The organism is Akkermansia sp. GGCC_0220 (assembly GCF_017566105.1).
GTDB lineage: Bacteria > Verrucomicrobiota > Verrucomicrobiia > Verrucomicrobiales > Akkermansiaceae > Akkermansia > Akkermansia massiliensis.
The window spans coordinates 18242-32561 of record NZ_JABFCI010000010.1 but is presented as its reverse complement, the minus strand read 5'-3'; the positions used below and the strand labels follow the sequence as shown (position 1 = coordinate 32561).

Sequence of the window (14320 nt, the reverse complement as noted above, 5' to 3'; positions counted from 1 at the left end):
CATAAATAACGGTGAAAGAGTAATCTGATTGCGGCTGCAAGGCAAGATTGGAATCTTGTTAGAACCGGGCCGCCATGCCGCTTTTCCAAGGAAAAACCGGGGAGAGCGCCCCCAAATCCCTGGTAAAGAAAATGCGCTGACGCAACAATCATTGCCCCTTTTTTCTTCCGGGCCGGATCAGGCCCCCATCATGCGGAGGAGCGCAAACATCCTGTCACCGATTCCTTTGCTCCGACGGACGGCCAACAAGCCGTCCCTCCCCTCCGGAAAGATAAAAAAGCCGTGCCGCTGTCAGACAGAGGCACGGCGGAAAATTCAGATCACCGGGGGTTAGTACTCCACCACGGGGGCATCCTTCCACAGGGTATCCATACCGTAGAATTCGCGCGTTTCCTGCCCCATGATGTGAACCATCACGTCAATGTAGTCCACCACGGACCACAGCGCCACGGGCGTGTCTTCCACATAGGTGGGGAGGGCGCCCGTCTTTTCCCGGACGGATTCTTCCAGCTCCCGGATGACGGCGCGCAGGTGGGGGACGGACAAGCCCGTGCACACCACCATGAAATCCGTCAGGGAAGACATGCCGCGCAGGTCGTACACCCGCACATTTTCAGCCTTGGCGTCATCCGCGGCGCGGGCGCACATCCTGGCCAGTTCCATCGCATCGTTGGCTACCATAATTGATTCGTTTCTATTGGATTATTTCTTCTCTTCGCCGTCCTTGCCGTACTCCTCCACGGGATTGTAGGAAAAGGGGTCCTGCTCCGTCTGGCCGCTCTCCTTCTTCCGTTCCTCCGCGTCCTTCGTGCGGTCCTCTTCGGCATCCTTTTTCACGGAAGAACCGGAATCACCCTTCCCGGGCTGCTCTTCCACCTCCGAAGGCATGGGAGGCGGGATCACCTTGGCGGGAGGATTCTTCATTTCCCCGTATTCCAGAATGTCCATGACCTGGGAGCCTTCCAGCGTTTCAAATTCCATCAGGGCTTCCGTCAGCATGTCCAGCTTGTCCCGGTTCTCCGTCAGGATGGTCATGGCGCGTTCATAGGCGCTGTCCACCAGGAAGCGGACTTCCGAGTCAATCAGTTCCGCCGTGGATTCGGAATAATTGCGGGATCGCGTCCCCAGGTCGCGGGCAATGTACACTTCCCCCTGGTGTTCGCCGTATTCGATCAGCCCCAGTTTCTCGCTCATGCCGAATTCGCACACCATGCGGCGGGCCAGGCTGGTGGCGCTCTTGATGTCTCCGGTAGCTCCGCTGGTCACGTCGCCAAAGACGATTTGTTCAGCGCAGCGGCCGCCCATCGCCACGACGAGCTGGTCGAGCATCTCCGACCGGAGCTGGTGCATCTTGTCGTCCGAAGGAAGCCACATGGTCATGCCCAGGGCTCCCCCGCGGGGAACGATGGTCACCCGGTGCAGAGGTTCGCTGTGCGGGGTCTTCAACAGGCAGATGGCGTGTCCCGCCTCATGCACGGCGGTAATGCGGCGCCCGCGTTCATTGATCGCCAGGCTGCGGCGTTCGCGGCCCCAACTGACCTTGTCGCGGGCTTCTTCCAGTTCCGCTTCCGTAATCTCCTTCAATCCCTTGCGGGCGGCCAGCAGGGCGGCTTCATTGATCAGGTTGGCCAACTGGGCTCCGGAGAAGCCGGCCGTGCCGCGGGCAATGCGCGCAAAACCGACTCCGGGAGCCATTTTTACCTTTCTGGCGTGCACCTGGAGGATTTGTTCGCGCCCCCGGACGTCCGGAAGGTTCACCACCACCTGCCGGTCAAAACGGCCCGGACGGAGCAGCGCCGGGTCCAGGATGTCCGCACGGTTGGTCGCCGCAATTACGATCACATTGGAGTTGTTTTCAAAACCGTCCATCTCCACCAGCAGGGCGTTCAGCGTCTGCTCCCGTTCGTCATTGCCGCCGCCCATGCCGTAGCCGCGCTGACGGCCCACAGCGTCAATTTCATCAATGAAAATCAGGCTGGGGGCCGTTCTCTTGGCTTGCTCAAACATGTCGCGCACGCGGCTCGCGCCCACGCCCACGAACATTTCCACAAAGTCCGAACCGCTGATGGAATAAAAAGATGCATTGGATTCCCCGGCGATGGCGCGTGCCAGCAGGGTCTTGCCCGTACCGGGAGAGCCCACCATCAGCACGCCGCGGGGAATGGTGGCGCCCAGGTCACGGAACTTTTCCGGATTGCGCAGGAATTCCACCAGTTCCCATACCTCCTCCTTCGCCTCGCTGATGCCGGCCACGTCCTTGAACGTCACCTTGTTCTTGTCCGGGGCGATGAGGCGCGCCCGGCTCTTGCCGAAGCTCATGGCGCCCCTGGCCCCGCCGCTCTGCGCGCGGAACATGAAGAACAGGATTACCAGAATGAGCACGATAGGCAGCAGGTTCAGCAGAATGCCGCCCCAGGAGCCGGACTCGCGCTTGAACTTCGTATCCGGTCCCAGCAACTGTTTGACCCGGTCTCCCTGGAATTCCAGGGTAAAAGGCACTTCCACGCGTTCAAAACGCTGCTTGTCCACGGAGGCGTCCCCCGTGGCCGCAGGCCAGATGCGGGTGACAATCTGGCCGACCAGCACGTTCTGGTTCCCGTCTTCCGCCAGGAGAAGGCCCTCATTTCCGCCCGCGATGCGGCCTTCCAGAGCCAGGCGGTTGAACTCGGGCACGGAAAGCTTCTGCGCTTCTTCAGGAATAATGGAAACATTTTTCCCCGCCTCCGTCCGGTACGGGCTTTCCACCATCCTGTAGCCGGAAAGCTCGTTCAGCAGGGGCTTGTCGCGGTCCGGCAGGGACATGGAATAGGACAGCACGAAGGGTTTCATTTCCACCTTAGGCTGGATGTCCTTTTTATAAACCAGCGCATGGATGACGCCTTCAGAGCCGTTCTCGCTCAGCACCACTTCCACGGGGGCCTTCGGATCGTTCAGCACCACGCGGCCCGCCTTGTACTGGGCTTCAAAGGATTCCAGGTTTTCCTTGCGGGGCCCCAGTCCAAAGGATTCCGGGGTGAAAAATCCGAACGCGAGGACGCCTGCAATGAGAAGAACCATGACCCACACGCCCCAGTTGGGGGATTCGGGCTTTCCGGAGCCGGGAAATTTGGGAGGACGAGGAGGACTGGGTGGCATTCTGTCAGACATAATGTGGTTAGCACACAGAAGTTAATGAATCGGGCGGCATGATACGCGAGTCCTTGTAAAATAAAACTTTTTTCCGAGACATGCCATACAGCCGGCGCAGGATGGAACCGGACCGTTCCGGGCCCGGAAGCGCCTTCCGGCAATGAGGCAATAGACAGCGCGGGATTCAGTCCCGTTTCCTTTTTCTGCGTCGTCCCTCGTGATTCGCGCTTTCCCCGTTCATGCGCTGCTGGAGGCGGCGCTTCCACTGGGGCATCTTTTCCGCCGTTTCCGCCGGATGAAAGCCGCTCCCCTTCCGGCTCTTTTCCTGCCAGGCGCTCTCCTCCTGCGCCTCCAGCCGTTCCCGCCGCCGCTGTTCCTGAATTTCCGCCAGTTTCCTGGCGCGCCGGATTTCCACCCGCTTGCTCACCTCCCCGTGGGCGGAGGTCACGCGCCACGGGCCGATGCGGTGGGGATACGTGATGGGCGCGCAGATCAGCTCCGCATCCAGAAACCGCATGGAGCCCACCAGCAGGTTCTTGACGTTTGCCAGCAGGCCGCCGTCCGTCCAGACGCCGCCCATGCCCATTTCCAGCAGAAAAGCCAGGTGAAGCGTTTCCGCCTCCGAGGCCAGAATGGAAAAATCCCTCAGGGAAATGCCCTCCGCCGGCTCTTCATGCGGGGCGGCCACGGAAGCGGCCCGGAGAAGAAACATCGTATCCCGGACCTTGCGGCTCAGGGCGCAGACCAGTTCCCCCACCTTGGGACGGGCGTCAAAACGGTAGTCCTTCACCTCCACCAGCCATAAATCCCGGCGTTCCGGATGATACAGCAGGAAGTCCATCTCCTTGCACCCCCCGCAGAAATTCTGCGCCTGCCGGGCATAATAGTCCGAGCATTCAATGCGGCACACGACGTAGCCTTCATCGATCCAGAAACGGTGGACTCCCTCCACGTAATGAGCTTCTGACGGCTTATGACTCATAGCTCAGCTTCAAATACCTGTCCGCCTGCTCGATTTCCGCTTCAAGAGATTCGATAGGCCCCACATCCTCCAGGGATTCCCCCCAGGTCACCTTTACCCCGGAGCGGTCTCCCCGCGGCACGCTCATCCCGAAAAACTTCCTCTGCACCATGGCATTGCGGGGTTCGGAAAGCTGAATCATCAGCTCCCGCAGCAGGAACAGGCTGTGGGAGGACAGAATCACCTGCACCCCCGTCTTGGCAAGCCCCGTCAGGGTTTTCACCAGCACGGGCAGATGGGAGGCGTTCAGGTTCATTTCCGGCTCATCCCAGAACAGCACGGACCCTCTTTTCACGGAACCGTTCCGGATCAGGTAGCTCAGCGTGCCCAGCCTTTTGAAGCCCTCCGCCACCAGGCTCATCTCGATCGGCTGCTGTCCGGGACGCTGCAAAAAGAACCGTCCGTCGCGCTTCACCACCTCCCCGCCGATGATCTTCTCCAGCCTGGCGACCACGCGCCCGGCGTCCGTGCTGATAGGTTCCGCTGCCGCATCCACGTCCAGGTAACGGCAGAGGTCCCAGCTCCCCCCGTCCAGGAACTCGGGGAACCTGCTCCCCACCTGTACAAAGCTCGGGTAAATGGTCAGAACCTCCCGCGCCGCCAGGAACACCACCGGCACGTTCAGGAAGCGTTTGGGCATCTCCTGAATGCTCAGCCCCTCCTCCTCATGCCCCGCCTGAAAATCAAACACCAGGTTCCCCATGCCTTCCGGCACCCCGTCCCCCTCCATGGAGGCCTCCACATGGGCATGGGCGTTCCCGCGGTTCCGTGCCGTCAGCCCGGCCAGTCCGCGGGACGCGAAGACCCGCATCAGGTCCTTCCGGAGCCGCTGTTCCTCCGCCCATTTCTCCGGCAGGGACTTCCTGCCCCCGTCCGCGCTCCACTTGGCTACGGTATAGCACAATTTCAGCAGATGGCTCTTGCCGGAATCATTGCCGCCCACCACCACATTGATTCCGGGGACAAACTCAAAATGTTCGCTCCCGGGAAACACCGTCACGCCGCGCACCAGTAGGTCATGTATCATACCGTTCCCAATGTAGCACAGAAGCGCATGCCGTAAATTACAAATGCCGCCAGCTTCCGTCACCGGGAAGCCTTCCGGAAAAGCAGCGGAAAACCGGGATGAAGGAAAAAGATTGCCGCCCGGCTCCGTCCACGCTTTTCCAGAGCCTGTCTCCCGGAAAACGCAGAAAAAACGCCTGCTCCCGCCCTCCGCCGCCTTTCCCCCCGCCCAAGTCCGCATACACCCGGAAGGCGGCGCATTTTAAGCTTCCCATTGACGGACGCCTTATTAAAGTAGTCCGCATGAGCGCACAATGGACCACCGCCAGGGAATATACGGATATCAAGTATGAAACAACGGACGACGGCAGCATCGCGAAAATCACGATCAACCGCCCCCAAGTCCGCAACGCGTTCCGTCCCCAGACCGTGCATGAAATGCTCAACGCCCTCAACGCCGCGCATGAAGACCCCAAGGTGGGCGTGGTCATCCTGACCGGGGAAGGCCCTGACGCCTTCTGCTCCGGCGGCGACCAGAAAGTGCGCGGAAATGCCGGCTACATCGGTGAAGACGGCGTGCCGCGCCTGAATATTCTGGATGTGCAGCGCACCATCCGCACCATGCCCAAGCCCGTCGTCGCCATGGTGGCCGGCTACGCCATCGGCGGTGGGCACGTCCTCCATGTCGTCTGCGACCTCACCATCGCCGCGGACAACGCCAAATTCGGCCAGACGGGCCCCAAGGTCGGCTCCTTTGACGGCGGTCTCGGCTCCTCCTACCTGGCGCGCATCGTGGGCCAGAAAAAGGCTCGGGAAATCTGGTACCTGTGCAGGCAGTACGACGCGCGGGAAGCGCTGGACATGGGACTGGTCAATACCGTGGTGCCTCTGGAAAAGCTGGAAGAGGAAACGCTCTCCTGGTGCCGCCAGATGCTCCGGCACAGCCCCCTGGCCCTCCGCTGCCTGAAAGCCTCCCTGAACGCTGACTGCGACGGACAGATGGGCCTGCTGGACCTGGCCGGAAACGCCACCCTGCTCTACTACATGAGCGAGGAAGCGAAGGAAGGCAAAAACGCCTTCGTCGAAAAACGCGCACCCGACTTCTCCAAATTCCCCAGACTCCCGTAACCCCTCCGCACCATGTCCCCCAACTCCGACAACGAAGGCGCCACCCGGAACGGCTCCGCCGGCAGGGAATCCCTGCACGACCTGCCGGAACATGAAAACATCGTGGAACATTTCTACGATCCGGAGGAACAGGCCGGCCAGGAGAAACCCGTCCGTGAAAAAACGCCCTTCTCCCTGATCGGCAATCTTATCTTCCTGTTCACCATAGCCATTCTGGCGGCTATTTCCTGGCTGATTTATTCCTCCTGGAGCCCGCAGAACACGGCTGACCTGCCCGGCTTCCGCCAAAAGGAAAACGCTCCGGACATCCCCAAAATCCTGAAACAGGCCATTAACAGGGACGCCTCCGTTTCCTTTTCGGAAGAAGACATCAACCGCTACCTGGCCTCCTCCGTCCATCCGCAGCAGCACGGAGCCCTGGCCATCTTCGCCACCAATCCGGCGGTAGGCATCCGGCTGCACGGCGGCAAGGAACAGCCGGACGGCGCCATCGGGGAAGGCTGCATGGAAATCATCATTGAACGCTATACGGGCATCGACTCCCGCCAGACGATTTCCCTGTTCCTGACGCCCTTCCAGTCCATGGACCCGCACAACTACATGGCGGTGCAGACCCGCTTTGAATTCTACAATGACGAGACTCTGCCGGGGGGTATCCACGTGGGTGGCACCATCGGCAGCCTTTCCGTCCCCCAGGGCTACATGATCTTTCTCCTTCCCGCATTTGAAAACCTGCTCCAGGCCTATCTGCCGCTCATCCACATGATTGAGGAAAGCGGCATGGGCATCCACATCAGTGAAGGCAGGCTGAACCTGACGCCTCCGCAAAAACGCACGCTGTAGCGGAAATCCGCAGGGGTTCCGCAAGGGCCAAACACCAAAGCTCAAAGGTCCTATTCAAACCTTTGTCTCCGGCATTTAGTTTTTCTCCAAATCCCTGACCATCAGGGTCATGTATTCTTCCGGCCAGGAATGGGTAATCTGCCCGGCGTCATTGAAGACCGCCACCAGGCGAATGGAATCCCGCCCGTCCGAAAGCACCAGCACGGTTTCATCCTTTTCAAAATCGTAACGGGGCTTGCCGAGCTTGAAGGCGGCATTCCTGCGGTCCGTTTTCAGCCACGTGCGCGCCTGTTCCATCGTCATTCCCCGCAGGGCGCGGGCATCCTTGAAAACGCGCCGCGCCGCATTCATGGCCGCAGGGGTGGAAACCACCATGCTGTTGCGAAACGGACGGGTTTCCCACATGCGGTCAATGTCACGGTCCAGCGCGCCGCCCATGCCTCCGGAAAGGAAAAACACGGCTGCGGGCCAGACCAGAAGAATACCTACTACCCAAGCCGTCAACCGTTTACGGCTCCTGGAAAGCGCCGCGATGCCCTGGGCTATTTTCCCCCATTTTTCCACCAGTTCCTCATCCGCATGCCCGAACAGGAAATTCACCTGCCTGCGTTTAATGCCGTTCCGCAGTTCCGCCACCGTCCTTCCCTTCTCCGGAGCCAGGTCCTCCAGCGTGGGGCTTCCCTCTACAAAATGGCGGAAGATTTTAGGCCACAGCACGGGAACTACCGCAAACCGGATCGTCAGCAGAACCAGACTGCCCACCAAACAGCCGCTCACGAACAGAACGTCAAACGGGCGGCTGAAAAAATAGTCCGGATTCCACATCCAGATAAAAGGCGCGGCCAGATAAATCCCCAGGGAAAACAGGCACCATGACCAGACAATGGCGGAAAAACGGCTGACCGCCACGGCCACCCCCAGCAGGAACAAAAAGGCCCCCAGGGCGATTCCCCACGGGAACGCCCCGTAAATGGCGGCCGGAAAAGCCAGAATCATCAACGCCATGCCTACGGGCTGCCGAACTTTTTGCATGTCCGGACCGTAACACAAGCCTTTGAAGGCATCAAGAAAGGAAGGCACCGCAGTCACACAGGGCCGCTCCGCCTTCCCCTTATTTCAGCCAGCCGTACTCCATGATGAGCGCCGCTTCCACTTCCGCATTCTTGGCGGCTTCCGCATCCAGATTCTCATGCATGGTTTTAATATCCTTCCTTTGCGCCAGATATTCCTTGCCTGATAAAGCCATCCTGGACTTTTTAAACTCAATTTCCTTCAAAATGACTTTCTTCCAGATTTCAAATCTTTTCCTGCTCTCCATCAGCGCGGCCACCTTGATGCGCCTCTGCTGCAAATCCATCACAACCTTTTTCTGCATCAGATCATGATTTTCCTTGGCCGTCTTGTATTGGAACCAGGAGGTCAGCCGGGTGTCCAATTCTTCACGCAGGCTCATATTCACCTGCATGTCTCCGGCGCCTGCAAAGAACCCCTGGTAAGTGCCGCCCGTACTGGAAAACAAGGTAGGGCTGTAAAAATTAATATCCACGGACGGGAAAAACTTCATCTTGGCATTTAAAACCTGCAACCTGGAAGCTTCCAATTCCATGGCTACCATGGTCACCACCAGCAAATCCAAATGGCGGGAAGCACTCTTGTATTTCCTCCAGTCCACCCTGGGCATCGTTTCAGGCCTGACGAGCCACTGGGCATCCATATTCCCCATGAGGACAGCAAATCCCTGGGAAATTTCACTCACTCTCTTCTCCCAGTCATCCTGGATCAATTTCTTCTGAACTCCATCATCGTCATAGGGCACGGCATCCAGCCGGTTCTTATGGCTGACACATGCATTCTGATAGGAAAGTACCTGCCGGTACAACCTGGACACCAGCTCCCTTTTTTTCATCTCCAAGGTTTTCCGGGCCGTATAAACGGCGGATTTGGCCGAATAATAATCAAAAGGTATCTGCGTCAGGGACGGCATATTAAACAGAATATTGGTATTATACTCTACATCCTGCGCTGTTACACGGGTCAGCTCGCTCAGCTCTTTTGTCAGCATCCAATCCAGGTTCACGCCCGGAATGACCTGGGTATACACGCTGATAACAGAACGTTCCGTAGCCCTGAGAGCCTGTTCCGAGCGCTTCAAATCCAAATTTCCCTCCATCATGACGGCCATTGCCGTATCCCATGAGATTTCCCTCCGGGGCAGTTCGTCCCAGTTGGGGATGGCAGCCATTTTATCCATCAGCTCCACCGTTTTTCTTTCCATGTGCTTATCCACGGAACAGGAAGTACATGCAACGGCGCAAATACAGAAACCCAACAGAGTCCTCCACCGAGCCACCCTGAATGGACTCCAGAAAAAGCTGCAAACCGAGGAGAAAAGGAGCATACTGGTGCCCGTTTCATAACTTCTGCCTCTGAAAAGTCAAGTACCAACACAGCAGAACCGGGAAAAGGAGGAAGGGGGAAGATCAGCAATGGCAAGCCGAAATCCTCTTCCATCCCCTTTCTGAAAGGGGTTCCATTTTCCAAATTTCCTTCCTTGACAGATCATAGGAAATACTACAATCTCCTTCAATAAACATTATCTACAGTTATTTGTTATGCTCCCTCTTTCCCAGAAAATCTCCCTGGCCTGCTGTTCCCTTGGACTTCTCTTTTTGACGCAATGCGGCGGAAGCAGCAGTAGCGGCGGCAATGCCCCCGATACCCTCAACGGTACCGTATTATCTATCAGGCTGGGAATAACGGCATCGGATTTCCCGAATATTTTTGAACTGATCACCGCCACCAACGGACAGTCCAGTCTTCAAACCCGTGGACAGAATATTGAAGAATGGAATGACTCTCCAACCGTGATTTACCACAAGACGGGCAATAATGCAGCTACTCTGAACCTGCGCTGGATTGCAGGGAAAAACAATACTACGGCATATTCCATGGACCTCCCTGCTCTGGAATTTGACCAATCCACCCATGCATCCGTAGGCGGCGAAGGAGGAACGCTTTCACGCCAGCCCGCAGGACAAGAAATGCAAACTCTCAATGGCGTCAGTGCAGACGTTACCATTACTTACAGCAACTAATCATCCCTTTCCGTCTTACTCATATAATTTCAATATCCTCCATCTATATGAATACTCGTTTTTGCATCATGGCATCTCTGCTCCTCCCCTCCTTTTTGTGCACGTCCGTGCTCACAGGTTGCGGGGGCTCCAGTAAAACGGAAGAAATCTATATTCCTGTCGGAACAGCCCGCAATGTAGAAATCTCCCTGGAAAACAACCAGGTATATACGGTTGCCTTTGACGTTGTTTCCACACACAACGCCAACATCTATTCCGGAGAGAGCGCGGAGCCCAGTGTCGCGTCCATGCACGTCAGAGGCTATGTTCCCGCTGATGACACCGCCGCTGAAATAGCTTTTTACTGGTACACCAACAGAGCCGGTGAAGAGGCCTTCCCCTGCTACTTGATCATGACCGACGTTAAAAATGTAACCAAAGGCACAGGAACCGCTACATGCGCCCTGTCTGATCCCTATTTTGCCGATCCTGCCGTTACCGACCGGCCCGGTACTCTGACGAAATTCAATAAATAACCAGAATTCATTCTCTGACTTTTAAAGGCCTGCGGACTTCCTCCGCAGGCCTTTTTGTATCAAAAAACCGCATTTCCAAACGAAGGAGGAACAATTATTTACCCCCCGGCATGGGGCATGAGCACTGCTTACTTCAACACTTTCCCAATAGGGCGATAGGCAGAGAAGGCAACCGGCACGGAAGAAAGCAACACACAGATCAAAAGTGAAACTCCCAAAAGCCACAAATCCTGCCGTATGTCCGCATACGTCAACACCGCATCGCCCAGCTTGAAAAATTCTCCCAGGACAATCTTTTGAGTCTTCATGAAGGCCCATACAGCTCCGGCATAAGAAATTCCTATCAGGAATATGTTCTCCACAATAAATGTCAGCACCAGCAGAGCCGGACGCACCCCAAAACTTTTCATCAATGTATAGACATACTCGTTCTGCCGGAATTCCATAGACGCCAGGGCAATCAGAAGAATGCCTACAATAACCGCAATACCGATAGAAAAACCGGTCCGGCATTCCATCTGGTTGCTCATCAGCACTTCCAACCTCTTCAACATGCTCACATGAGTCTGAACCATCGTCATGCTCCCGTCATAGCGCACCATATTATTAAGCGTTTCCTCAATATTCTGGATATTGTCCGCCGTCATCTCATGAACCCTGATTACATACCGGTCATTGCTTATAGGGGCCTCCTGCCCGGTATTGAAAGCTCCTTCCGGAGCCAGCACCACTCCTGAAGGATATAATTTCCCTAAAAGGTGGTTCTCCGGCAACGGGGATGCATTCAATGAAAAGTCAAAATCCCCGATGACAACTCTGCACGGTCCCGGATGCAGGGAACTCCTGTCCGGGTGAAACAAAAGGACGACAGGCACTTCCTCCAGCCCCAGATCAGCAAGATAAAAGCAGGACTCCATATTGTATTCCAGAATGGGGAAAACCGCCTTTCCCACACGGGCGAATCCCGCGGGAGCATCTTTTAACGCCAGGACGTCGCAGCCATACAAGGAAGGCAATTCATGCTGAAGCAAATTCCTTTTGGAAGGTTCACCGTCGCGCACGGTATCAAGGACTACAATCAGATCAGCCCCGTTTCTTTTGATCTCATCATGCAGCATCTTTGCAGAGAGAACATAATTCGCAAGAAACGAAAGGGCGCACAGGGAGAGGAAAAACGCTACCAATACCCGGGAAAGCGGGCTGGCGGGCCTTTCCCTCCACCGGTGCAGAGTATCCTTAAAGAGATACAGGCTGATTAAAATCAATGATTTCATGAGTCAGGTCAAAGAGCCGGGAATCATGCGTGCTTAAAATGCATATCTTATCGGACGGGTATTCCCTGATCAATTTCTTGATGATCTCCGTATTGCTGTCATCCAGACCGGAAGTAGGTTCGTCCAGCAGCAGAATATCTGAATCCTTCATCAGCGTACGGGCCAGAGCCGCACGCTGGGCCTGTCCGCCGGACAGGCTGCCCGCCTTCTTGTGACGCAGGGATTCCAATCCCAAACGCTCCACGAGGTCGTCCACTCTTTGTGTCCACTGTTTTTTAGGCAGCATGGCCATCTCCGCACACAATTGAAGATTCCTCTCCACCGTAGCCAGAGGCAGCAGATTGATCCCCTGAAACATGTAACTTACTTCCTTCCTGCGATAAAGAGCATCAGTGAGAGAACGCCGGCCGGGAGCAAGAACCTTTCCGCGCTGGGGTTTCAGATAACCGGCCAAAAGTTTCAGCAGCGTGGTTTTTCCGCATCCGGAATACCCTTTTAAAATAGTGATTCCAGATGAAAAAAGCCTACTGTAGTTTTCAAAAATCCATTGCTTTCCCGAGTAGCTGAAATAAACGGATTCACATGCCAATTTCATTTTTTCCGTACAATCAATTCCGTTTCTCCATTTACGATCAGCTCCATATCCGGATGCGTTTTTTCAAGCAGTTCCTGCCAGGAGGAACATTTCCTTCCTTCCGGACTGGAGGCCAGCAAAACCTTATTGAGACGAATCACCTCTCCGGAAGGAGAATAATAGAGCCTGGCCGTGCAATTGGAACCCAGCATGGCGTGAGCCCGGTCATGATCCTTTGGAGACAGGCGGAAAAAATAAGCCAGTAAATCCCCCCCGCTGGAAGTGTTTTTCTCTACACGCTTGAAAGCAAAGTTCCCCCGCAGCATGGAACCGTCACTCATGGGAACAGCCAGATATAATGATTCCGGCGGCAGCCTGGTCAAATCAGGATCCGCTATGGAAATGGTAATATAATAGGCGGAATCATCACAAACGGTAGCAATGGCTGCCGCCGCATCCAGATACAGGGATACGCTGTTGTCCCGCGGGAAGGAAAACTGGTACTGCAGCTTGCCGTCAAAGGGCATTTTAAGGATGTATTTTTCCTCTTTCTTGCTGAAGTCCAATCTGGCCTTGTCCCCCACCATGGCTAATTCCTTTTTGGTCAGTTCAATCTTGTCCTTCAAGGATTTTTCCGCCCGTTGGCCGCCTTCCGGCTGTTTGCTGGCATACTGCCTTTCCTCCCTGGACAGGGAAGAATAAAATTTCATTTCTTCCAATTGTTTCTCCAATTCGGACAGTTCCTCCTCCTTGGCGATACGGTCTTTTAAAATCTTGACCTCCAGCTCCCTCCGCTCCATCTCAATTTCATCCTCATTGACCGTAGCAATGATGGTATCCCGCCGAACGCGGCCGTCCGCCGGAATCCAGTTGCTGACGATGCCGTCCGCCGGCATGCTAAAAGAACGTATCCTCTCAGGGACGACCTTGGCCCTGAATACATTGATGTAGCAGTCCCTGGCTGTTTCCGGAACTTCTTCTTGAACGTTCGGAACAGTCTCCGTTCCGAAGCCATGCGGCAAAAAAGACGCCAGCATGCATGAAAATGTCACCAGGCATAATTTTCCCCAATTTTTCAACATATTTCCTGCAAAAAAAAGCGCGGCCATCCTTCACGAACGACCGCACTTTGAATATAAAAACTGTGACTCATGGGCCACTCAATTACCGGTAGGATAATAGAACACCGTGCCATCCGTTCCCGCCCAGGGGTTCCCGGCAACAATAGCTCCTTCTCCGTCCTGAATGCCGCTCACGAACGAAACGTTGCCCGTACACGTACCCTCGGCCGTTTCATACTTTGAAGAGGTATTGAATGTGATGTCCATGTTCACCTGAACGGAGCCGTAGAAAATCACCACAATCGGACCAGGCAAAGTGACCTGGCCCTGAGCAATCACGAAGTTGCCCACCAGAGAAGCTTTTTCCGCAGTCGTCCTTCTGTACACCATGTGAGTCGTGGCGGGAATAGAAGTACCGGCAGCGGCTCCCTGAATCTTCGCCAGAGGAAGGTCGGTATCATTGCCATCCAGCTGGATGATGAGAGAGGAGGCGTTATCCGGGTTCACCTGATCCGTAATCGGCACTACCATATTCAGCCTGCTGCCTGAGGGAAGACAGGTTCCTTCTCCACTATCGCCGCTGCCTCCGCAGGACAGGAGCCCGGCAGACACTGCCGCCAGAGACAAAAAGGAGAGAGAATACTTGTTAAATACACGGGCAAACATAATGGAAAA

14 protein-coding genes are annotated in these 14320 nt (G+C 55.7%); 4 read left to right on the top strand and 10 right to left on the bottom strand.

Annotated features, from left to right (window positions below; all coding sequences use genetic code 11):
* Nucleotides 1–330: 330 nt before the first annotated feature.
* The 4 genes from rsfS to HJW02_RS08400 all read right to left on the bottom strand — a co-directional run bounded on the left by rsfS (nucleotide 331) and on the right by HJW02_RS08400 (nucleotide 5177).
* Nucleotides 331–681 carry a ribosome silencing factor gene (gene rsfS, locus HJW02_RS08415; RefSeq protein ID WP_102721884.1) on the bottom strand — a complete coding sequence of 117 codons (351 nt, stop codon included), beginning with the start codon at nucleotides 679–681 and terminating at the stop codon, nucleotides 331–333.
* A gap of 21 nt (nucleotides 682–702) precedes the next feature.
* On the bottom strand, nucleotides 703–3147 hold the full coding sequence (ftsH, locus tag HJW02_RS08410; RefSeq protein ID WP_240454346.1) for an ATP-dependent zinc metalloprotease FtsH: 2445 nt from the start codon (nucleotides 3145–3147) through the stop codon (nucleotides 703–705).
* Between the two features lie 166 nt (nucleotides 3148–3313).
* A complete protein-coding gene (locus HJW02_RS08405; RefSeq protein ID WP_102721885.1) occupies nucleotides 3314–4111 on the bottom strand; it encodes a hypothetical protein in 798 nt (265 codons plus the stop codon).
* Nucleotides 4101–5177: an AAA family ATPase gene (locus HJW02_RS08400; RefSeq protein WP_146019188.1), complete on the bottom strand. Its 1077-nt coding sequence runs from the start codon at nucleotides 5175–5177 to the stop codon at nucleotides 4101–4103. The genes HJW02_RS08405 and HJW02_RS08400 overlap by 11 nt, the downstream gene beginning before the upstream one ends.
* Nucleotides 5178–5458: 281 nt before the next feature.
* Between HJW02_RS08400 and menB the strand changes: the two genes are divergently transcribed.
* Both menB and HJW02_RS08390 read left to right on the top strand, forming a co-directional pair.
* Entirely contained in the window at nucleotides 5459–6283 is an 825-nt protein-coding gene (gene menB, locus HJW02_RS08395; RefSeq protein WP_022397747.1) for a 1,4-dihydroxy-2-naphthoyl-CoA synthase, read from the top strand.
* A 12-nt stretch (nucleotides 6284–6295) separates the two neighbouring features.
* Nucleotides 6296–7126 carry a hypothetical protein gene (locus HJW02_RS08390; RefSeq protein ID WP_022397746.1) on the top strand — a complete coding sequence of 277 codons (831 nt, stop codon included), beginning with the start codon at nucleotides 6296–6298 and terminating at the stop codon, nucleotides 7124–7126.
* Between the two features lie 75 nt (nucleotides 7127–7201).
* On the opposite strand, the gene HJW02_RS08385 is transcribed toward HJW02_RS08390, so the two are convergent.
* The gene (locus HJW02_RS08385) at nucleotides 7202–8158 is read right to left on the bottom strand and encodes a hypothetical protein (RefSeq protein WP_022397745.1); all 957 of its coding nucleotides are present in this window, start codon (nucleotides 8156–8158) and stop codon (nucleotides 7202–7204) included.
* 79 nt (nucleotides 8159–8237) lie between these two features.
* On the bottom strand, nucleotides 8238–9413 hold the full coding sequence (locus HJW02_RS08380; protein ID WP_146017875.1) for a hypothetical protein: 1176 nt from the start codon (nucleotides 9411–9413) through the stop codon (nucleotides 8238–8240).
* A gap of 325 nt (nucleotides 9414–9738) precedes the next feature.
* On the opposite strand from HJW02_RS08380, the gene HJW02_RS08375 reads away from it, so the two are divergent.
* Nucleotides 9739–10221, top strand: a complete 483-nt coding sequence (locus tag HJW02_RS08375) for a hypothetical protein (RefSeq protein ID WP_102721888.1) — start codon at nucleotides 9739–9741, stop codon at nucleotides 10219–10221.
* Nucleotides 10222–10289: 68 nt separating this feature from the next.
* Nucleotides 10290–10736 carry a hypothetical protein gene (locus HJW02_RS08370; RefSeq protein ID WP_022397742.1) on the top strand — a complete coding sequence of 149 codons (447 nt, stop codon included), beginning with the start codon at nucleotides 10290–10292 and terminating at the stop codon, nucleotides 10734–10736.
* Nucleotides 10737–10864: 128 nt separating this feature from the next.
* On the opposite strand, the gene HJW02_RS08365 is transcribed toward HJW02_RS08370, so the two are convergent.
* The 4 genes from HJW02_RS08365 to HJW02_RS08350 form a co-directional block, all read right to left on the bottom strand.
* Nucleotides 10865–11920, bottom strand: a complete 1056-nt coding sequence (locus tag HJW02_RS08365; RefSeq protein WP_208050630.1) for a hypothetical protein — start codon at nucleotides 11918–11920, stop codon at nucleotides 10865–10867.
* A 52-nt stretch (nucleotides 11921–11972) separates the two neighbouring features.
* Nucleotides 11973–12605 carry an ABC transporter ATP-binding protein gene (locus HJW02_RS08360; RefSeq protein WP_022397740.1) on the bottom strand — a complete coding sequence of 211 codons (633 nt, stop codon included), beginning with the start codon at nucleotides 12603–12605 and terminating at the stop codon, nucleotides 11973–11975.
* The gene (locus HJW02_RS08355; protein ID WP_022397739.1) at nucleotides 12602–13621 is read right to left on the bottom strand and encodes a hypothetical protein; all 1020 of its coding nucleotides are present in this window, start codon (nucleotides 13619–13621) and stop codon (nucleotides 12602–12604) included. Before HJW02_RS08355 ends, HJW02_RS08360 begins: the two co-directional genes overlap by 4 nt.
* A 123-nt stretch (nucleotides 13622–13744) precedes the next feature.
* Nucleotides 13745–14311, bottom strand: coding sequence for a hypothetical protein (locus HJW02_RS08350; RefSeq protein ID WP_022397738.1), 567 nt, complete (start codon nucleotides 14309–14311; stop codon nucleotides 13745–13747).
* Nucleotides 14312–14320: the final 9 nt, after the last annotated feature.